Origin of the sequence: Candidatus Sulfotelmatobacter sp., from assembly GCA_036500765.1 — a bacterium.
GTDB lineage: Bacteria > Acidobacteriota > Terriglobia > Terriglobales > Acidobacteriaceae > Sulfotelmatobacter.
Genome location: DASYBM010000002.1, coordinates 354,358 through 370,657, shown reverse-complemented (window position 1 = coordinate 370,657; position 16,300 = coordinate 354,358). Strand labels below are relative to the sequence as shown.

Below are 16,300 nucleotides of genomic sequence, written 5' to 3'. Positions count from 1 at the left end.
CACTTTACTCATGGATTGCTCCACTTTCTCGTTCGACTTGCATGTGTTAGGCACGCCGCCAGCGTTGATTCTGAGCCAGGATCAAACTCTCGTTTGAAACCTGATGTCTGCCGACGGGTAGTTGGCAGACTGCCATCGCCGCACATCCGAAAGCAACCGGCTAGGGCTGCACCTCGGTTTCAACAGCGCGGGATGGCGCCACCATTCAGCTCTCGCATTCTCCGAAAAGAATGGGAGATCGATGGTGGTCTATCTTGTGAGATCGTATCGGACTTATGCCCGAATCCGTTCTCTCACGACTGGCACGTTCAACCTAGTTGTCAAAGACCGAATCGCCTTCCGCCTGAGCGGCGCGCCTTCAGGTCTAGACGGAATCGCCTCCTTGGGGTGAACCCAACAAGAGCGAATCCGGCTGTCCTCGAAACCCTTCAAACATATCGTCGGTGCGAAACCCTGTCAATGCGCGCATCCCACAGCATTTCCACGTGATTTCCACATGGGAAGCTGTTCTGGAATGGGCGATCCGGGGAGCGGAAAAGCAGATTCCTCACGATGAAACCGTTCGGAATGACAAGCCTTTTTATTGGCTCACGCCATTAGCTCACGCTACTGGCTCGCGTTATTCGTTCACGACAGCACGCAACGATATGGCCTTCCGCTTTGGGCATTTTGCTTCAGATCAGAATCGCACCGATTTCCCGGCGCGAGACTTTTTAGGCCATGCCAAGGCGGAAGACAGAAAATTGAGAAAAGATCCTAGTTGGAGGTCCTTGCTTTGAAGGTACCCTTCAGAAACCTACAAGTTGTTTCCGAATCAAGTCCCGTGGCCGGGACGAATGAGAACTCTACATTCTCTTGAGTCTTTGATGCCGGACACACACGAGAGATTCAAACAAAATCCTACCGGCTGCCACACGTCTGCTCTCGGTGAATTGTTTATAGCAGATGAATGTCGGTTTGTGCAAGAAAAAGTTTTACGAAGTTGATTCCAGGCTGTTCGCTGCGCCCTTGCTCGCAACGTCGATGAGACGGGATTTAACCCGTACCTTGCCTCCATCGGTTGAATCTCGCCTTCAGCTCCCTCATCATCTTCTCGAACGATGGCTCTTGTTTTTCGACATACACGAGGTTCATTGCGTTGACAATATCTTCTGCGTACTCAAGTCCGCCGAAGATCGGCTTTACCCCCGCTTCTTGAACCTCTCGAGCGAGCAATTGTTTGTAGAAGTCTTTCTGGCACTTATGTTGGGGCAGGTTGCATCCCCTCCCCAGCACCATTTTGAAAGCCGACCCATCTGCAAGAAGCCAACGCTCGATGTGGGGATCTGGTATGGCGTAAGCTACCGAGCCACTCAAAGTCGGGTGTGTCTCGGCCACCTTCTCGATCTCTTGCCGCCGCTCTGTATACCCCTTGCAGTTGCCATCGGTGGCAACGACGATCAAGTCGGGAGTGGCCACTCTCCCTTTTTCGATGTCGTTGAGGTAAACCCCGAACTCGTGATGTACCCGTGTGAGGCCGCCCCTTACGCTGAGGGCCCGGACCTTCAGCTGAACGTCATGATCTCGCGACATCCGCGCTAGGAGAGCTTTGACCACCGCCTCGTGTCCAGCATCCTCGCCGAACAAAGAGACCTCAGGCATCAAAGTCTCCCCTCAGAATGCGCTCTGGTACGTCCGATCCTTCGCCATCGCGATTGAGGGCGTCGTCAACGTCAGATTCACGCGCAAGCGTCCCCCATGTTTTGAAGGGTTCGATGGTCGTGGCTCCGCGTTCTTTCTTACAGGTGTAGAGGCTTTCGTCGGGGATCATTCCCGTAAGGATCGGCGAATGAGTCGTCACCACCAGCTGTGTGTTGCCGGCATTAGTCATATTTTTTAGCAATTCGGCTATCAACTGGATTCGCCTCGGGTGGACCCCATTCTCTGGTTCCTCGAAACCGATCAACGCCGGAGAGTCCTTCATGCCGCCAAGCGCCAACAGCCCAAGAACCCGCAACGTTCCTTCCGAGACCACTCGGGCCGGAACTGAAACGCTGCCTTCTCTGACCTGGAGCTCTACCTCTCCTAGAGTGTTTACGCTGACCTGCAGCCCAGTGATGGAAGGGATAATCATATGGAGCGATTTTTCAATTCCTTGAAACTGTCTTGTGTCAACCGCTTGGAGTGTATTAAGGAATGATGCGAGTTCCTCCCCCATTAGTCCGATACTTCGCACCTCCTTCACCGGGTTAGCAGCACGCATTCTCTCCCGCGGTTCAAAATAGAAGATGAACCAGCTCGCCAGCTCTTGTCGCATCGCTACGAGGTGCGGGTAATGTGGCGGATACAGAGGCCGGGAAATTATTGTGTGATCAAGATATCTGTCGTGGTACGTCGGGTGCGATTGCCCCTCCATGCGAACGTGAAGCTTGTCTTTGATCTTCTCAATGAAGGGCAACGGCCTCGTGACCTGCTCCCCGCGTTCGTTCAGTGCAACGAGGAATTCATCCTTTACGCGGAGGATTCCGGATTTAGGGATGATTTCTACTTCGAGCTTGTAGCGCAGATTTCGACGGGTGATGTAGCTGCCCTTCGTCTTGGACGACGGGGAGTCGGAGGGATCAGAGGAGTCGTGCGTTCGAGAGCTTCGCATTTCTCTGATCTGCGAATTAACATTTTCCACCACACCGTCGGAGAGAGAAACATCCACTTCAAAGGCAAAGGACAAAGTAGGAAGGGAGAGCTGGCTGTGAACACCCTCGCCCACGAAACTGAAAGACTCCAACGGCGTGCCCCGGTAGGGACTATCAAAAGCTTCCTTAAGGGTTGGCTTTGTTGCCATTCGCGACAGCAATTGAAGGGCGTCGAGGAAGTTGCTCTTGCCCGCCGAGTTTGGTCCGATCAGAACTGAAAGCGGTTTCAAGCTCAGGTTTAGCTCGGCGAACGATTTGTAGCCCTTGATTCTAATTCGCTTCAGCATATTGGCCTGCCGACCTCGACCGCCGTCTCTCGTGACTCGCATCATACCATCCAGGAGAGGGGCTGTTTTGGTCTGGAGTGCTACCTAGCCAGCGCCTGTCAACATGATTCGGGCCGTGATTCTCGGTACGACCGATTCTTGCCCTAGGCCTTAGCGGGCAAGCATGAACCCTCCGGCTCGCGGATGGCGCGGGCCTCAGAATGACAGGGGGAGGGGTGGGTGCTCGGGTGTCATGTTGCGGCGTGAGGAGTTGGCGCTTCCGGTAACAGCAGGTTCCTCCCGTTGGTCGGAATGACAAAAACCTTTTGTACAAAATCCAAAAGCAACGGCAAAGGCAAGATCAAAGGCAGCGGACAGGAGTGTCCGCTCTACATTGGGTTGAGGAGAGAACTCCTTGCTGGGGCGCATTTGCTGGCGGGGTGCATGGGATCCTTCGACTGCGGGGCGCGATTCTAGAGGCGAATCGCGCTCCTACGCTCAGGATGACAAACTTGAGGTGAGAGGTCAGCAAGGCCTCCGGGCTTCGCGCGGAGGGCGCGGGCCTCAGGATGATAGGGGCGGGGTGGGTGCGTGGGGTGTCGTGGTGCGGCGGGCGAGTTGGCGCTTCCGGCTGACAGCAGATTCCTCCCGTTGGTCGGAATGACAAAAACCTTTTGTACAAAATTCAGAAGCAACAACAAAGGCAAGGTCAAAGGCAGCGGACAGGAGTGTCCGCTCTACACAATCTGGAGCGGGGCTGAAGCCCGGTTTGACTTTTGATGGCTTGACGCGGCGCTGAAGCGCCGCTCTTCCACCTGCGCCGCTCTTCCACCTGCGCCGCTCTTCCCCGTGCGCTGCTCTTCCACCTGCGCTGCTCTTCCACCTGCGCCGCTCTTCCACGTGCGCTGCTCTTCCACTTGCTATCCGCGGCTTGATTCTGGGATTGTGGGCGATCTGCTCGATCCATCATCAGCGTTTTAGGAGGGGCCAGGCTTCTTCGTACTTTTTGAATTTTGAGTTTTTCAGGTGGGGGGAGAGGACTATTGCTGATTGGTTTTCGACGGCTTTGATGGGGAGGATGTACCAGGTGTTGGTGGGGATTACCAGGGCGGCGATGAAGTCGATTTGGTCGGGGCGGTAGGGGGTGTGGCGGGAGCAGATGGTGCATTCGTAGGAGTGGTGGCGCTGGTAGAGGGTGCATTTTACTTGTATGCGGCGGAACGTGCCTTGGTGGTCCGTGGCTAGGTCCTAGGGGGCGGTTTCTCCCCAGGGCTTGGTGACGCGGAATCCGAGTTCGGTGGCGCGGGTCATGAAGCGGAGTTCGGCCCATTCTCCGCGGGCTTTGGAGTGGCGGATGTGCATGGCGTCGCGGTTCGGATTGGGGAGAGAGTTTTGGTCTCCGGTGTGTTGGGGCATTGGTCGTTGGTCGTGGTCTTCCGTCTTCGGTTGTCGGTCTTCGGTCTTCAGTCGTCGGTCTTCCGTCCTCGGTCTCCGTCGTCGGTCTTCCGTCGTCCGTCTTCCGTCGTCGGTCTTCCGTCGTCCGTCTTCGGTCCTCGGTCTTCGGGCGTCGGTCGTCGGTCGTCGGTCGTCGGTCGGGGTTCGTTTCCATTTCGTGCCGCGGAGTGGGTACACTGCCCTGCTTTCAAAATCAAAAGCCCCACTTTTCGCGCAAACGGCGCGCGAGACATGGGGCGCCCTGTATCCGAGTCAAAATCCCCGCCCTCTCGCCAAGTACGCGAGAAGGACGGGGCAACCGGATTTTGGGCATGAAAAAACGCGGCCTGATGGGCCGCGCGTTTTATTTTTGTCTATAGATATATTTTATCAATTTGGGGGGAGTGAACCGGAAAGGAATTGGAAAATATATCTGGGTTGTTGCGTTGGGGTTAGGGGGAATTGGGGTGATTTGGGGGCTTGACAGAAATCGGCATGACGGCGGCCAACAAATGCATAGATCCTTCGGCGCGCAAAAAAAACGCGCCTCAGGATGACAGAATCCGAGAGAGGCGTTCCAGTGTTCCACCGGCAAAGTAGAATGCATGACTTATGGCATTGCTGGACTCTGAGGAGTATTGGCGGGGGATTCGGTTGTTTAATGCTGGGGAGTTTTATGAGGCGCATGAGGTTTGGGAGGATGTTTGGCGGGAGGCAAGCGGGATGGAGAAGAAGTTCTTGCAGGGGCTGATTCAGGCGGCGGTGGCGTTGCATCATCGGTCGACGGGGAATGTGGTGGGGGCGGGGTCGCTGATGGCGCGGGGGTTGCGGAATCTGGCGGAGTGTCCGGCGGAGTATCGGGGGATTCGGGTGGGGGAGCTGCGGGTGGAGTTGGGGGAGTGGAGAGCGGCGCTGGTGCGGGGCGAGGTGGGGGAGCGTCCGGTGATTGTGGGGAGTGAGTGAACTCGGGGGCTAAAACCCCAATTCATTCTATCGCTCAACGCGGCCCTGTAGGGCCGCTCTTCCACGTGGTTTCTTTGACGTGCTTTCTTTGACGTGGTTTCTTTGACGTGGTTTCTCTAACCGGTTTCTTACCTGGTTTCTCTGACGTAGTTTTTCGGCACGCTTCCGCTTAGTTTTCTTCGCGGGTGACGCGGATCCACTTTTCCATTTGATCCAGGTATTCGGCCAGGGCGCGGCGGCCGGTGGGGGTCAGGCGGTATTCGGTGCGGGGGACGCGGCCTTCGAAAAATTTTACGCAGGAGATGTATTGCGCCTCTTCGAGTTTGCGGGCGTGGACGCTGAGGTTGCCGTCAGTAGTTTTGAGCACGCGCTTGAGGTCGTTGAAGCTGAGGGAATCGTTGGTGGCGAGGGCGCTGACGATGCCGAGGCGGATGCGCTCGTGAATGAGGCGATCGAGTTCGGGGAGTTCGGGGGCGCGAGGGGTATCGTGAACCGTCTCGCGAATCTTTTTGCGTGGGGAGGAATCGTGAGCGGGCTTGCGATGAGATGGAAGCGGCTTAGCCACCGTGCCTCCTGGCGATGAGGAATCCGTAGACGATGTGGAGGGCGCCGAAGCCGGCGGCCAGAAACCAGTTCCCCCAGGTGACGGGAGCGAGTGCGCTCAGGCCACCGAGGAGCATGAAAGAGAGTCCCATAACGGGGACGATGGGGACGGAGTATGCGCCGCCGGTCATGATGCCGGCGCCGTAGAGCAGGAGCCAGGTTGCAGGCAGGGCGGTGGTCAGGCCAGCGCGGAAGAGCAAGAAGGTGAGGAAGGCTCCGGCGAAAAGGGGCGGAGTGAGGCCGAGGGCGACTTTGCGGGCGGGGCCGGAAAATAACGGGAGGCCGCGCCGATTTGCTTTTCGGGTGCAGGCGAGCAGGCCGATGGCGGCGGCGAGCAGGCCTTCGGCGAGCCAGACGCGGAGCCAGGCGAAGGGCGTGGTCTGGATGGCGGCGAGTCGGGCGGCGGCGAGGGCGGTCGCGCCGAGAAGGACTTGTCCCCAGCCGGAGACGGCGGTGAAGGCGGCGGAGCGCTCCATGGTGTCGCGAATGAAGCGGAGATCGTCGAAGAGATCGTCATTTTGAGCGAGGCGTGCGGTGCGGGAGGGATTATTTTCGGCTGGGACCTTGGCCGAGTAACGGGAGAAGCGGCGCGGGCGGTGTTGCGGGTCGGTCACGAGGGTAGCCTAGCGCGGTGAATGGATAAATGTCAAGTACTTTGTGGTGCAAAGACAATTGGCGAGGCACCATCCCCTACCAACCTATTCTTTTAATTCCCGGCACCAGGTCGAAATGGCGATCGCGGCTCAGCAACGGGAGAGAATGCTGGCGGCAGAGGGCGGCGATCCAGATATCGTTGGTGGGAATCGGTCGACCCTTTTTTTTCAATTCGAGGATGATCTCGGCGTAATAGTGCGTGGTCGGCTCATTGGCGTCCAACACCAGACAGTCATGGAGCAGGCCAATTAACCACTCTGCGTAGCTGGCCCGGTGCCGGGACTGTGCGATGCCATAGCGGTACTCTCCAAGCGCGATCACGGGAATTGCGATTTGATCGGCACGAGCCAGAACGGGAATGATGGCTGGATCATCGTTCGCCGCGGCGGACAGAGCGTTGGTATCGAGAATCATTTTTTTCGCGGTCCTCGAACAGGAGCTTAACCACAGAGGGCACTGAGGTGCACAGAGGAAAGGCTCAGGGACTGTTTCGCCGAAAGTCGCTTCTTGGGAGATCTTTCTCGGAACATCGTTTCTAGAAAAATCGTTTCTAGAAAATCAGTGCCAAAGTTCGCGGTCAATCTGCTCGAAGGCTTCTTCCACATGCTTCTCAACGCGCGTTCTTTCCTTGGGGAGATGTTTGAGTTTTCCGAGATGTTTCATCCAGGGCTTTTCCTGCGATGTTGTTTTCAATTTCTCCTGGACAGCCTCGGTGACGAACTGGCGCAGAGGAATGCCTCTTTCGGCGGCAACCGACTTGGCGCGGCGGAACAAGAAATCGGGGATTTCGAGGGTAGTCTTCACTGGGCCCATATTACCATATTTATGGGAACACGGTTCGGATGAATTGGTTTAGGTAGGTAGGTAGGTCAGTCGGCTCACTCGCTGAACCGGTGGAACGGGAGATCCTTCGCTCCGCCTGGAAAACGGCTGCGCTCGGATGACAAACTGTAGGTTTGTCGGTAATGCGTGCGGTGATTTATACTTACGGTTTGCCCTAACATTGCTGAACGAATCAGGAGCACCAACTTTTCATGCCCAAGCGTACATTCCAACCCAACCGGCGCAAGCGATCCAAGGTACATGGATTTCGCACGCGCATGAAGACCCAGGGCGGCAAGAAGGTGATTTCCCGCCGGCGCGCCAAGGGGCGCAAGAGGGTCTCAGTAAAACCAGGATTCCGCGAATAGCGCAGTGGCGCGGGCGTTGGCGTCCGCGTAGCCACTGAGCCATTGAAAAAAGCGATCGGGATTGTGAATCACTGTGACCGCCAGTGTGCCCGGATGATCGAGCCGAAGTGTCGAGCCGAGTGGTCGAGCCGCGAGCCGGCACGGGCGGCTTTCCCCGCCATGCGCGGTTGTTACGTCACGCCGATTTCGAGCGCGTGTACAAGCAGGGGCGGCGGCATTTTTCGGCGACCATGACGGTGTTTTATTGGCCGCGGCCGGACAACAGTCATTGGGGTGCGCGCATTGGCTTCACCGTGGGCCGCGCGCTGGGCGGCGCGGTGCAGCGTAACCGGATGAAGCGGCGATTGCGGGAGGCGGTTCGGCTCACGCGTCCGGCTGCGGGAGCCGATGCCGACGTGGTGATCAATCCTAAGAAGTCGTTGCTGACGGTGGACTTCGCCGCGATCGTGAACGAAGTGAGCCGCGCTTTCGTAATCATAGAAGAGAAGCTAGGGAAAGCGGGTTCCCGAAGCCGGAAGCCTGAAGCCTAAGTCATGCGCCAGTTGGCCAAACTCGTCGTGCTGGGACTATTGCGGGGCTATAAGTGGGCGGTGTCGCCGACACTTCTGCCGGCTTGCCGCTACGTTCCGACGTGTTCGGAATATGCGATGGAGGCGGTGGAAAGATATGGGGTGGTGCGCGGCTGTGGGATGGCGTTGCTGAGGCTGGTGCGGTGTCATCCGTTTGCGAGCGGGGGATATGATCCGGTGGTAAAGCGAAAATCCCCATGTCTCGCAAAAGGAGCGAGACATGGGGCACCCGACTGCCAGTCTCAGGGGCTGAAGCCCGCGTCGATTTCGCATTCGCACTTGTTACGCGGCGCTGAAGCGCCGGTCTTCCACGGAAACAAGTTTTGAGGGAACGTAACTTTGCCAGACATTCAAAATCCACAACACGAACCGGGCAGCGAAAAGCGGCTGATGATTGTTTTTGTGCTGACGTTTGTCGTGATGCTGGCATTCCAGCCGTTGTTGAAGAAATACTTTCCGCAATCGGCTGCGCCGGCGCAGCAGACTCAACCCGCGCCCGCACCGGCCGCCGCTGCTGCGCCGGCCGCCGCCGTTCCCGCGACCACCGCTGTCGCCAAGACGAGTGCGCCTGCGTCCGCGGTTACGAAGCAGGCGGCGAGTGAAACTGAGACTGTCGTCGAGAACGATCTCTATCGGATCACGTTCACCAACAAAGGCGCGCAGGTCAAATCCTGGATTCTGAAAAAGTTCAAGAACGATGCGCAGAACGGGCCGCTCGACCTGGTGAATGACGCGGCCGCCGAGAAGTACGGCTATCCGCTCTCGCTGTGGACCTACGACGAGAACTTGCGCGGGAAGCTTTCATCGGCGCTTTATGTTGCTTCGCGCGAAGGCAAGCTAACGTCGCCGACGACGATTACGTTCGAATATGCCGACCAGGATTTGTCGGTGCGGAAGACTTTCAGTTTCGATAACAGCTATATCGTGACCGTGAATGCTTCGGTGACTTCGAAGGGAAGCGCGGTGGCGGCGCTACCGGCGTGGCCCTCCGGATTCGGCAGTCAGACGACGCCGGCGTTTTACGCTTCGGCGTTCATCGACTATCAGTTCAATAAAGATATTGTCCGCCTGCCGATCAAGTGTGGGTTTTCGGTGTTCACCAAGTGCAATGACATCAGCGGCGGGAGGACGATCACCGGGCCGTTCCATTGGGCGGGGCCGACCGACCAATACTTTGCGGCAGTGTTCATTCCGGATGATCCGGCGTCGGCGGCGCTGGTGACGCTGCGCAATTCGTTGTTGGTGCCGCGCGATCCGCAGAAGGCCGATTCGAAAGAAGTCGCGAACGTCGATGTGCTGGGAGCAGCGGTTGGCAACTTGCACGGGCCGACGGCGGAGCGGGTGTTTGTTGGGCCGAAAGAACTGGACGTTCTGGAGAAGGTTCCGGTGCCGGGAGTGGCGGGCGCAGACAACGATCTGAACGGGCTGGTGGATTTCGGATTTTTTGGGATCATCGCGAAGTTCCTCTTCGTGTGGTTGAAGTGGACCTACTATCACATGGTCCCGAATTGGGGATGGGCCATAGTTCTCCAGACGTTGATTGTGAGCCTGGCGCTGCTGCCGCTGCGCATTACGCAGATGAAGTCGATGCTGAAGATGCAGCGTGTTGCGCCGCAGATCAAGGCGATCCAGGAGAGATACAAGAAGTACAAGCTGAACGACCCGCGCAAGGCGCCGATGAACGAAGAGATCAGCGCGCTTTATAAAAAAGAAGGGGTGAATCCGGCGGGCGGGTGTTTGCCCATGCTGATCCAGTTGCCGTTTCTGTGGGCCTATTACAAGATGCTGTCGATTGCGCTCGATCTGCGGCACGCGCACTGGCTGTGGATTCATGACTTGTCGGCGGCGGATCCTTTGTTCTTGTTGCCCATTATCATGGTGGTGAGCATGCTGGTGTTGCAGAGGATGACGCCGCAGGCGGGCATGGATCCGTCGCAGCAGAAGATGATGACGCTGATGATGCCGCTGATGATGGGGTTCTTCTTCTTCCGCTTGCCGGCCGGGCTGAATCTGTATTACGCGGAAGCCAACCTGATCTCCGTGGCGCAGCAGGCGGTGATGAATCGGACCCAACTGGGCCAGGAAATGCGCGAGATGATGGCGAAGCGTGCGCGGAAGAAGGATAAATAGCTGCTAGCTCCTAGCTACTAGCTAAAACGCCGGAGTTGCCAGTGTCGAATTGCGATATCGACGAGCTTGAAATCCCATGCCGTCACAGTAGTTCTGAGCTAGAAGCTAGCAGCTAGAAGCTAGGAGCTGAATTCCCATGTCTATTCCCGACAAGATCGCTGCCGCTAAGAAGATCAACGAATTTTTGCAGGCCGTGGTTACGCACGGTGGACTCCGGTTGAAGTACCGGATTATTGTCGATCCGCCGCTGCCGGAGAACCGCGACTGGGAGAAGCCGGAGATTCTCGTCGATTTTTCCGGGCCGGATTCGACGCTGCTGCTGGATCGCGGCGGAGAGTTGCTGCGGGCGCTTGAGTTGCTCGGGTTGGAAATGCTGCGGCTGCCTTCGGGCGAGCACGAGAAAATTTGTTTCGACTGCCAGAACCAGCGGTCGCTGCGGATTCAGGAGCTTCGTGCGGCTGCAACGGTGGCGGCCGAGAAAGTTCGGCGGACGGGAACGCCGTATGAGTTTAGTCCGATGTCGTCGCGGGAGCGGAGAATCGTGCATCTGGCGCTGCGCGATGAATCTGACCTGCGCACCGAGAGCGAAGGCGAGGGGATGCGGCGGTGTTTGGTGGTCTATCCCAAGGATTACAACGCGGCGGACAGGCCGGCGCCCAGAACCATGCCTTAGTCCCACCGAGCTCCCTCATTGTGGTCGCGGATGGGCCCTACTTACCGGCGGCATTACGAATCATTTCCACTATTACCAGTTGGGTTCGTGGCTTCCCATGAACCTTTTCTGCCGCCCCTCCGGGGATTGTTGTCTTCTTGTCACATTGACCCAGCGCTGAAGCGCTGGGCTACGGTCGGGCGCCGCTCCGCGGTTCACTGATCTGAGCCCCTGACCCTGACCCCTGCTCTACCGGCCGGCTGCTGCTGACTTGGCTGCTGGGATCGTGCTGGCGATGTTCATGGATTCGATGCGGTTCAGGACCGACTCGAGGCTGGCGCCGGTATCGGTGCAGGCGTCGACGTAGGGATGGCGGCTTCCGTCGGCGTGCATGACGAGCACGGTAGTCTGGGAGTTGGCCTTTTTGACCATGTAGGGCAGGTGATGACGATCGTTGCGGGTGAGAGTTGCGCCCAGCACGACCAGGTCGAATGAGGTGGTCTTGAGGGATTCGGCTACCGCTTTGCGTCCCTCGGCTATCTGGACGATATGTCCTGCTTTTTCCATCGCAGCAGCCTGCGCCGCCAAAACGTCTCCATCGCCTTCGCCGTAAAGAATTCTAAGTTTCGCCTTCGCCATTGAGAATAGTCCTCGAATTGAATCGTTCTTGCGGTACCCAACGCCCGATACCTGCGAATGACGGTAGCAACCCACGGGGTATGAAGAAACGTCACCGAAGACACATGACGAACGGGACTGGCGGGCGCATCCGCCTTGGACGAGGACGATCCGCCGGGCGTTCATCCCGAAGCGCGGCGCAGTTCAGCCGCGCGAGGGATCTCCCGTCTGATGCTTCCTGACGTTGTCAATATGGAGATCCTTCACTTCGCCTGAAAAACGGCTCCGTTCAGGATGACTCCAGTATCAGCAGCAAGCTAAACACGCAAGTTGTGCCGCCCGCACTCGCTTAAAAGGCTTCCCCTAAAGGGTCGTGGGGCGATACACTTCTGCGCGGAGGCTTTCCTACCCATGGCGGCGACACTCGTCTGGAGAGCTGTACTCGTATCGATATTGTGGACAACATTCCTGGGCACGCCCCGGCTGGCCGCGCAATCGGGCGCGACGGCGAATTCGACGGCAGCGTGCAATCTGGACGATGGACGGCAGGTGCAGTTGCGTTACAACGCGGCCTCGTACAAAGAGAAACCTCCAAACGGCAGGCCCTGGAGTCCGGGCGGCGTGCCTATGACCTTGTTCACGGAGGCCCCGCTGACGTTGGGGAGTTCGGTGATTCCGCTGGGCGCCTACACAGTGTATCCGATTCCGGCGAAAGATCACTGGACCCTGGTAGTGAACAAGAATGTCACTGCGGGCGCGGCCTATGACGAGAAGCAGGACATTGCGCGCGCGCAGATGGACACGGCGCAGGTCGAGCAACCGGCGGCGGCGCTGGAAGTGGCATTTGCGCACGTCGGGTCCCGGTGCACGTTGCGGATCTATATGGGCAAGTCCGCGTCGTTCGTGGACTTCATAGCGAAGTAAGGGCCGAGTTTCAGAGAAGTAAGGCGCGCCAATCCAAACCGCCGGAAAAGACTTACCAAGGGCAAGCGTTCATGGTGCTCTGGCTTTTCCGTTCCGTGACCTTCGTCATCTGTTTATCCACAGACATATTGGTTAAGCTGCGGGCGGAGTGTGCTTTTCATGCGACGCTGGATTGCGATTGCCCTTCTTGCCTTCAGTTCGTCGGCCGCCGTTCTGTCGCAAGGTCAGGCAGAAGAGAACGCCCGCAAAGTGGCGGAGCGCATTGCGCCGGTCTATCCTGAGTTGGCGCGCAAGTTAAGTCTGAGCGGGACGGTGAAGCTGCGCGTGACCGTGACTCCTGACGGCAACGCCAAGAGTGCTCAGGTATTGGGAGGGAATCCCGTGCTGGCCAAAGCGGCGCAGGATTCGGTGATGCGCTGGAAGTGGGCGCCCGCGGCGCGCGAGTCCCAGGAAAATGTCGAGCTACGATTTCATTAGCGGCAGCCCGTAGCAGCAGGCTGTAGGCGCAACCCGTTCAAGTACTTCTTACTCTTACTCTCTTACTCTTATCGTCCAGTCGGCTTGGGAGGTTGGGCGTCTTCAATTCCCGGTGCGCTCATCGGATTTGGTTTCGATTCCCGGGTCCCCATACCAATCACCATCGCCATGTCTTTTGGATACACCACATCGCGTCCGCGTGCCAGGAAGTGATAGTAGATGGAACTGGCTGCTCCGTAAGCGCCAAATCCGCTGGCAACTACGCGCGACCGCGCCAGGATTCCGACGATCATGCCGACGAAGCGAAATCCAGAGGCTCCATTGACGGCGCTTCCACCGATATCGCCTCCGCCGCCTCCGCCGGCCCGGGCGTCGTTATCGGGCATGGCTGAAGTCGCGGCCAGCATGACTTGAATTCCCGTCGTCAAGTAGCGGGTCTTCGGTGTAGTGACCTGGGCTCCGCCTTCGGTATCGAGCTTCAAGTGCTCCCCTTTGGCGACGGCGACACCTTCCAGGCTGGTCTCGACTTTCTGCTCGATGCCGTTGGGCGGAGCGACTTCGCGAAAGCGGATTCGTAATTGGCCGTTGCGCGCCATTCGCCGCGCCGGCTGCGCCTGCATCACCGAACCGCGAATGAGGCTACCCTCGGGCAGAATCAGATGATCCGATACCACCAGCGGCTCGGTGATCAGAGCCTGCACCGTGTCGCCTTTTTTTGAAGTGGCCGAGCCCAGGGGCGTGATCAGGCGCGCGTGCACTACGCTTCCGGTAGGAGGCGGCGTTCCAATATTGGTCAGCGCCTCGGGCTTCACGGCTTCGGTTCCAAAATCGAGCGGTTGCAGCAAGTCCGCATTAAAACTCGTGCCTGCGTCAATGTACTGGGGATGAACCGGAAGCTGCGCGATTGCCAGCCGCTTCAACTTGTGCATCTTTCCGGGCTGGTGAATCTGGGTCTGCAAGTTCGCCCACTGGCGATGGATCTCCTGACGTGTGGCGCTGATTTTATTTGAAGCTGCATTCTCGATCTTGCTTTTTTTCTGCGCGTCTTCGTTCGCAGGCACAAACCGCAAAACTCCATCCGGAGCCGGGGATGCTACGGTTTGCATGGCCACGCGGCGCCCATCCGCCATCACCAATTCATCAAACTGAACGTGTACGCCGCGCACAGGCGAAAAGTTTCCATCCATTGCCTCCAGGGTTCGAGTCTTTTTTGGCACGCTGTCGATGGCTGCTACTTTGCCATTCACCGTCGTCCCGACGGGAACCAGGAGCTTGTCGAAGGCATACACCGGCTCGGTAGTTTTGCCGTGAATGGACTGTCCCACGTTGCGGATGCGGACTTCGCCATCGAGCGCGACTTTGATGGGAGTCCCCGCCGATATACTCATCGGCAGCGTGATCGGGGCAGGGTCCAAAGTAACAATTTGCGAACTCGGGGAGTCGGCCTTGGTTTCGGTTGCAGGGGCCTCTGTCCCCGCCGGAGGGCGCGTCTTGAGTGTCTGTGCCACACTCCACGCATTCGAGGCGAGCAGCACGGCCGCCGTCGAAATCACCCGCATCACAAAAGCTCGACGCATAAAACTCTCCCGGTATACGAATAATTTCGAATGAACGATTGAACAAAACCACCTAACGACAAAATTCAATACGAACTCCGATGGTGAACGGACGAAGAAGCTTCTGTCGTAAGTACAATACGCCAAAGAGTACCGGCGGGGAGCGTGGCCGGCTGCGCACCCCTCTCGGCGAATGTCGCGAAAACTGCGGTGACAAGCTTCAGCTAACGAGCTTGAAGTGACGAAGAGACCGCGCTTACTCTATGAGGTTGAAGAACGAATAATGGTTGTAACCGTCGGCCCAGGGCTCGCTGCCTGGATCGAGCTGACGCATCCGAGCCCGTAATCAGAATTGTAGTACGCTTCAGCCGGTTTTGCTGAGGAGCGGTTGTCGGTGTTTTTTGGGGGGGCTGGATGAAGGGACTGGAGTACTGCGAGAATCTTCTCATGCGCTATCTTCGCCTTCTCGTCGTCGTCATCGTGGTGGCCTCGATGGGCGTCGCTCAACCGGGGCCGCGCATGCTGTTCCCACACACTACGGAAAGCCTGCGCGGGGTGAGCGCCGTATCGCGCGAGGTGGCGTGGGCGAGTGGAACGCATGGGACTTATCTGCGAACAACGGACGCGGGGCAAACCTGGGCTACGGCGCAGGTGCCGGACGCGGGGGCGTTGGATTTTCGGGCGGTCGTGGCGTTTTCTGCCGACGAGGCGTTTCTGATGTCGGCCGGGCCGGGCGAGCTATCGCGGATTTATCACACAGGCGACGGTGGAAAACATTGGGAGTTGCAATTCACCAATACAAATCCCAAGGGATTTTTCGATTCGATTGCGTTCTGGGATTCAAAGCATGGGGTCGTGCTGGGCGATCCGATTCCGGATGATTCCGGGAAGCTGAAGTTTGAAGTTTTGGTGACCGAGGATGGTCAGAACTGGCGGGCAGTTCCGGCTGGGCAACTACCGGCGGCGATCGAAGGCGAAGGCGCGTTTGCAGCGTCGAACACTTGCATCGCGATTCTGCCGGGCGGGGCCGACTCGAACATTTGGTTCGCGACGGGCGGAAAGATCGCGCGGGTGTTTCACTCCGGTGATCGCGGGAAAAGCTGGGAAGTTTTCGATACGCCCATGCTGCATGGGCCGGACTCGGCGGGGATTTTTTCGATTGCATTCCGCGATGCGATGCATGGAACGATTGCGGGCGGCGACTATAAACATCCCAATGACGATGGCCCGAATCTGGCTTTCACCGAGGATGGCGGGAAGACGTGGGAGCTATCGGGGTTGCATCCGCTGGCTTATTTTTCCGGGGTGGCTTATGACCGGGGAGTGAACGAGCGTGCGGTGCGGGAAGCGGCAGTCGAGAAGAAGATGCGGGTGAAGGCGATTTTTCCGGAGCGGATATTTCTGGTGGGCCATAATTTTGTATTTGATTTCAAGCCGCCGAATAATCCGCGAAGGATTAATGGCTCGAAGAAAGCGGCGTTCAATGCGGCGGCGGCATATCCGGAGGGCGGACTGCTGGTGGTGGGGGCCAGGGGGATGATGGCGGTGATACCGTAGAGTTTTGTGGCGGCGGACAGAAGAGCCCGCCGAGC

General features: G+C 57.9%; 20 protein-coding genes and 1 rRNA gene. 10 read left to right on the top strand and 11 right to left on the bottom strand.

Annotation, left to right across the window (positions count from 1 at the left end; genetic code table 11):
• A 16S ribosomal RNA gene (locus tag VGM18_02800) occupies positions 1 to 97 on the bottom strand; the annotation flags it as partial.
• Positions 98 to 443: 346 nt separating this feature from the next.
• On the opposite strand from VGM18_02800, the gene VGM18_02795 reads away from it, so the two are divergent.
• On the top strand, positions 444 to 779 hold the full coding sequence (locus tag VGM18_02795) for a hypothetical protein (GenBank protein ID HEY3971902.1): 336 nt from the start codon (positions 444 to 446) through the stop codon (positions 777 to 779).
• Between the two features lie 256 nt (positions 780 to 1,035).
• Here VGM18_02795 and VGM18_02790 read toward each other — a convergent pair whose 3' ends face one another.
• The 4 genes from VGM18_02790 to VGM18_02775 form a co-directional block, all read right to left on the bottom strand.
• Positions 1,036 to 1,641 (bottom strand): hypothetical protein, encoded by a 606-nt coding sequence (locus VGM18_02790; protein ID HEY3971901.1) that lies wholly within the window; start codon positions 1,639 to 1,641, stop codon positions 1,036 to 1,038.
• Positions 1,634 to 2,959, bottom strand: a complete 1,326-nt coding sequence (locus VGM18_02785; protein HEY3971900.1) for an ATP-binding protein — start codon at positions 2,957 to 2,959, stop codon at positions 1,634 to 1,636. Before VGM18_02785 ends, VGM18_02790 begins: the two co-directional genes overlap by 8 nt.
• Positions 2,960 to 3,675: 716 nt before the next feature.
• A complete protein-coding gene (locus tag VGM18_02780; GenBank protein ID HEY3971899.1) occupies positions 3,676 to 3,855 on the bottom strand; it encodes a hypothetical protein in 180 nt (59 codons plus the stop codon).
• A gap of 331 nt (positions 3,856 to 4,186) precedes the next feature.
• On the bottom strand, positions 4,187 to 4,354 hold the full coding sequence (locus VGM18_02775; GenBank protein HEY3971898.1) for a hypothetical protein: 168 nt from the start codon (positions 4,352 to 4,354) through the stop codon (positions 4,187 to 4,189).
• A gap of 630 nt (positions 4,355 to 4,984) precedes the next feature.
• Here VGM18_02775 and VGM18_02770 point away from each other — a divergent pair.
• Positions 4,985 to 5,335, top strand: a complete 351-nt coding sequence (locus VGM18_02770; GenBank protein ID HEY3971897.1) for a DUF309 domain-containing protein — start codon at positions 4,985 to 4,987, stop codon at positions 5,333 to 5,335.
• 169 nt (positions 5,336 to 5,504) lie between these two features.
• Here VGM18_02770 and VGM18_02765 read toward each other — a convergent pair whose 3' ends face one another.
• The 4 genes from VGM18_02765 to VGM18_02750 form a co-directional block, all read right to left on the bottom strand.
• A complete protein-coding gene (locus tag VGM18_02765; GenBank protein ID HEY3971896.1) occupies positions 5,505 to 5,900 on the bottom strand; it encodes a transcriptional regulator in 396 nt (131 codons plus the stop codon).
• Positions 5,893 to 6,552: a hypothetical protein gene (locus VGM18_02760; protein HEY3971895.1), complete on the bottom strand. Its 660-nt coding sequence runs from the start codon at positions 6,550 to 6,552 to the stop codon at positions 5,893 to 5,895. The genes VGM18_02765 and VGM18_02760 overlap by 8 nt, the downstream gene beginning before the upstream one ends.
• A gap of 76 nt (positions 6,553 to 6,628) precedes the next feature.
• Positions 6,629 to 7,006, bottom strand: coding sequence for a type II toxin-antitoxin system VapC family toxin (locus VGM18_02755; protein HEY3971894.1), 378 nt, complete (start codon positions 7,004 to 7,006; stop codon positions 6,629 to 6,631).
• A 144-nt stretch (positions 7,007 to 7,150) separates the two neighbouring features.
• A complete protein-coding gene (locus tag VGM18_02750) occupies positions 7,151 to 7,396 on the bottom strand; it encodes a hypothetical protein (protein ID HEY3971893.1) in 246 nt (81 codons plus the stop codon).
• A gap of 230 nt (positions 7,397 to 7,626) precedes the next feature.
• Here VGM18_02750 and rpmH point away from each other — a divergent pair, with 230 nt between their 5' ends.
• The 5 genes from rpmH to VGM18_02725 all read left to right on the top strand — a co-directional run bounded on the left by rpmH (position 7,627) and on the right by VGM18_02725 (position 11,154).
• Complete coding sequence (gene rpmH, locus VGM18_02745; GenBank protein ID HEY3971892.1) at positions 7,627 to 7,782, top strand: 50S ribosomal protein L34; 156 nt, start codon at positions 7,627 to 7,629, stop codon at positions 7,780 to 7,782.
• 107 nt (positions 7,783 to 7,889) lie between these two features.
• Complete coding sequence (rnpA, locus tag VGM18_02740) at positions 7,890 to 8,312, top strand: ribonuclease P protein component (GenBank protein HEY3971891.1); 423 nt, start codon at positions 7,890 to 7,892, stop codon at positions 8,310 to 8,312.
• A 3-nt stretch (positions 8,313 to 8,315) separates the two neighbouring features.
• Positions 8,316 to 8,678, top strand: a complete 363-nt coding sequence (gene yidD / locus VGM18_02735; GenBank protein HEY3971890.1) for a membrane protein insertion efficiency factor YidD — start codon at positions 8,316 to 8,318, stop codon at positions 8,676 to 8,678.
• A gap of 12 nt (positions 8,679 to 8,690) precedes the next feature.
• A complete protein-coding gene (gene yidC / locus VGM18_02730) occupies positions 8,691 to 10,481 on the top strand; it encodes a membrane protein insertase YidC (GenBank protein HEY3971889.1) in 1,791 nt (596 codons plus the stop codon).
• Positions 10,482 to 10,617: 136 nt separating this feature from the next.
• Positions 10,618 to 11,154 (top strand): R3H domain-containing nucleic acid-binding protein, encoded by a 537-nt coding sequence (locus tag VGM18_02725; GenBank protein ID HEY3971888.1) that lies wholly within the window; start codon positions 10,618 to 10,620, stop codon positions 11,152 to 11,154.
• Positions 11,155 to 11,382: 228 nt separating this feature from the next.
• Here the strand turns inward: VGM18_02725 and VGM18_02720 are convergent, their stop codons facing one another.
• Positions 11,383 to 11,772 carry a hypothetical protein gene (locus VGM18_02720; GenBank protein ID HEY3971887.1) on the bottom strand — a complete coding sequence of 130 codons (390 nt, stop codon included), beginning with the start codon at positions 11,770 to 11,772 and terminating at the stop codon, positions 11,383 to 11,385.
• A gap of 390 nt (positions 11,773 to 12,162) precedes the next feature.
• On the opposite strand from VGM18_02720, the gene VGM18_02715 reads away from it, so the two are divergent.
• Positions 12,163 to 12,675 carry a DUF2911 domain-containing protein gene (locus tag VGM18_02715; protein HEY3971886.1) on the top strand — a complete coding sequence of 171 codons (513 nt, stop codon included), beginning with the start codon at positions 12,163 to 12,165 and terminating at the stop codon, positions 12,673 to 12,675.
• A gap of 159 nt (positions 12,676 to 12,834) precedes the next feature.
• Positions 12,835 to 13,152, top strand: a complete 318-nt coding sequence (locus VGM18_02710) for an energy transducer TonB (protein ID HEY3971885.1) — start codon at positions 12,835 to 12,837, stop codon at positions 13,150 to 13,152.
• A 68-nt stretch (positions 13,153 to 13,220) separates the two neighbouring features.
• Here the strand turns inward: VGM18_02710 and VGM18_02705 are convergent, their stop codons facing one another.
• Positions 13,221 to 14,729, bottom strand: coding sequence for a hypothetical protein (locus VGM18_02705; GenBank protein HEY3971884.1), 1,509 nt, complete (start codon positions 14,727 to 14,729; stop codon positions 13,221 to 13,223).
• A gap of 426 nt (positions 14,730 to 15,155) precedes the next feature.
• Here VGM18_02705 and VGM18_02700 point away from each other — a divergent pair, with 426 nt between their 5' ends.
• On the top strand, positions 15,156 to 16,265 hold the full coding sequence (locus tag VGM18_02700) for a hypothetical protein (GenBank protein ID HEY3971883.1): 1,110 nt from the start codon (positions 15,156 to 15,158) through the stop codon (positions 16,263 to 16,265).
• Positions 16,266 to 16,300: the final 35 nt, after the last annotated feature.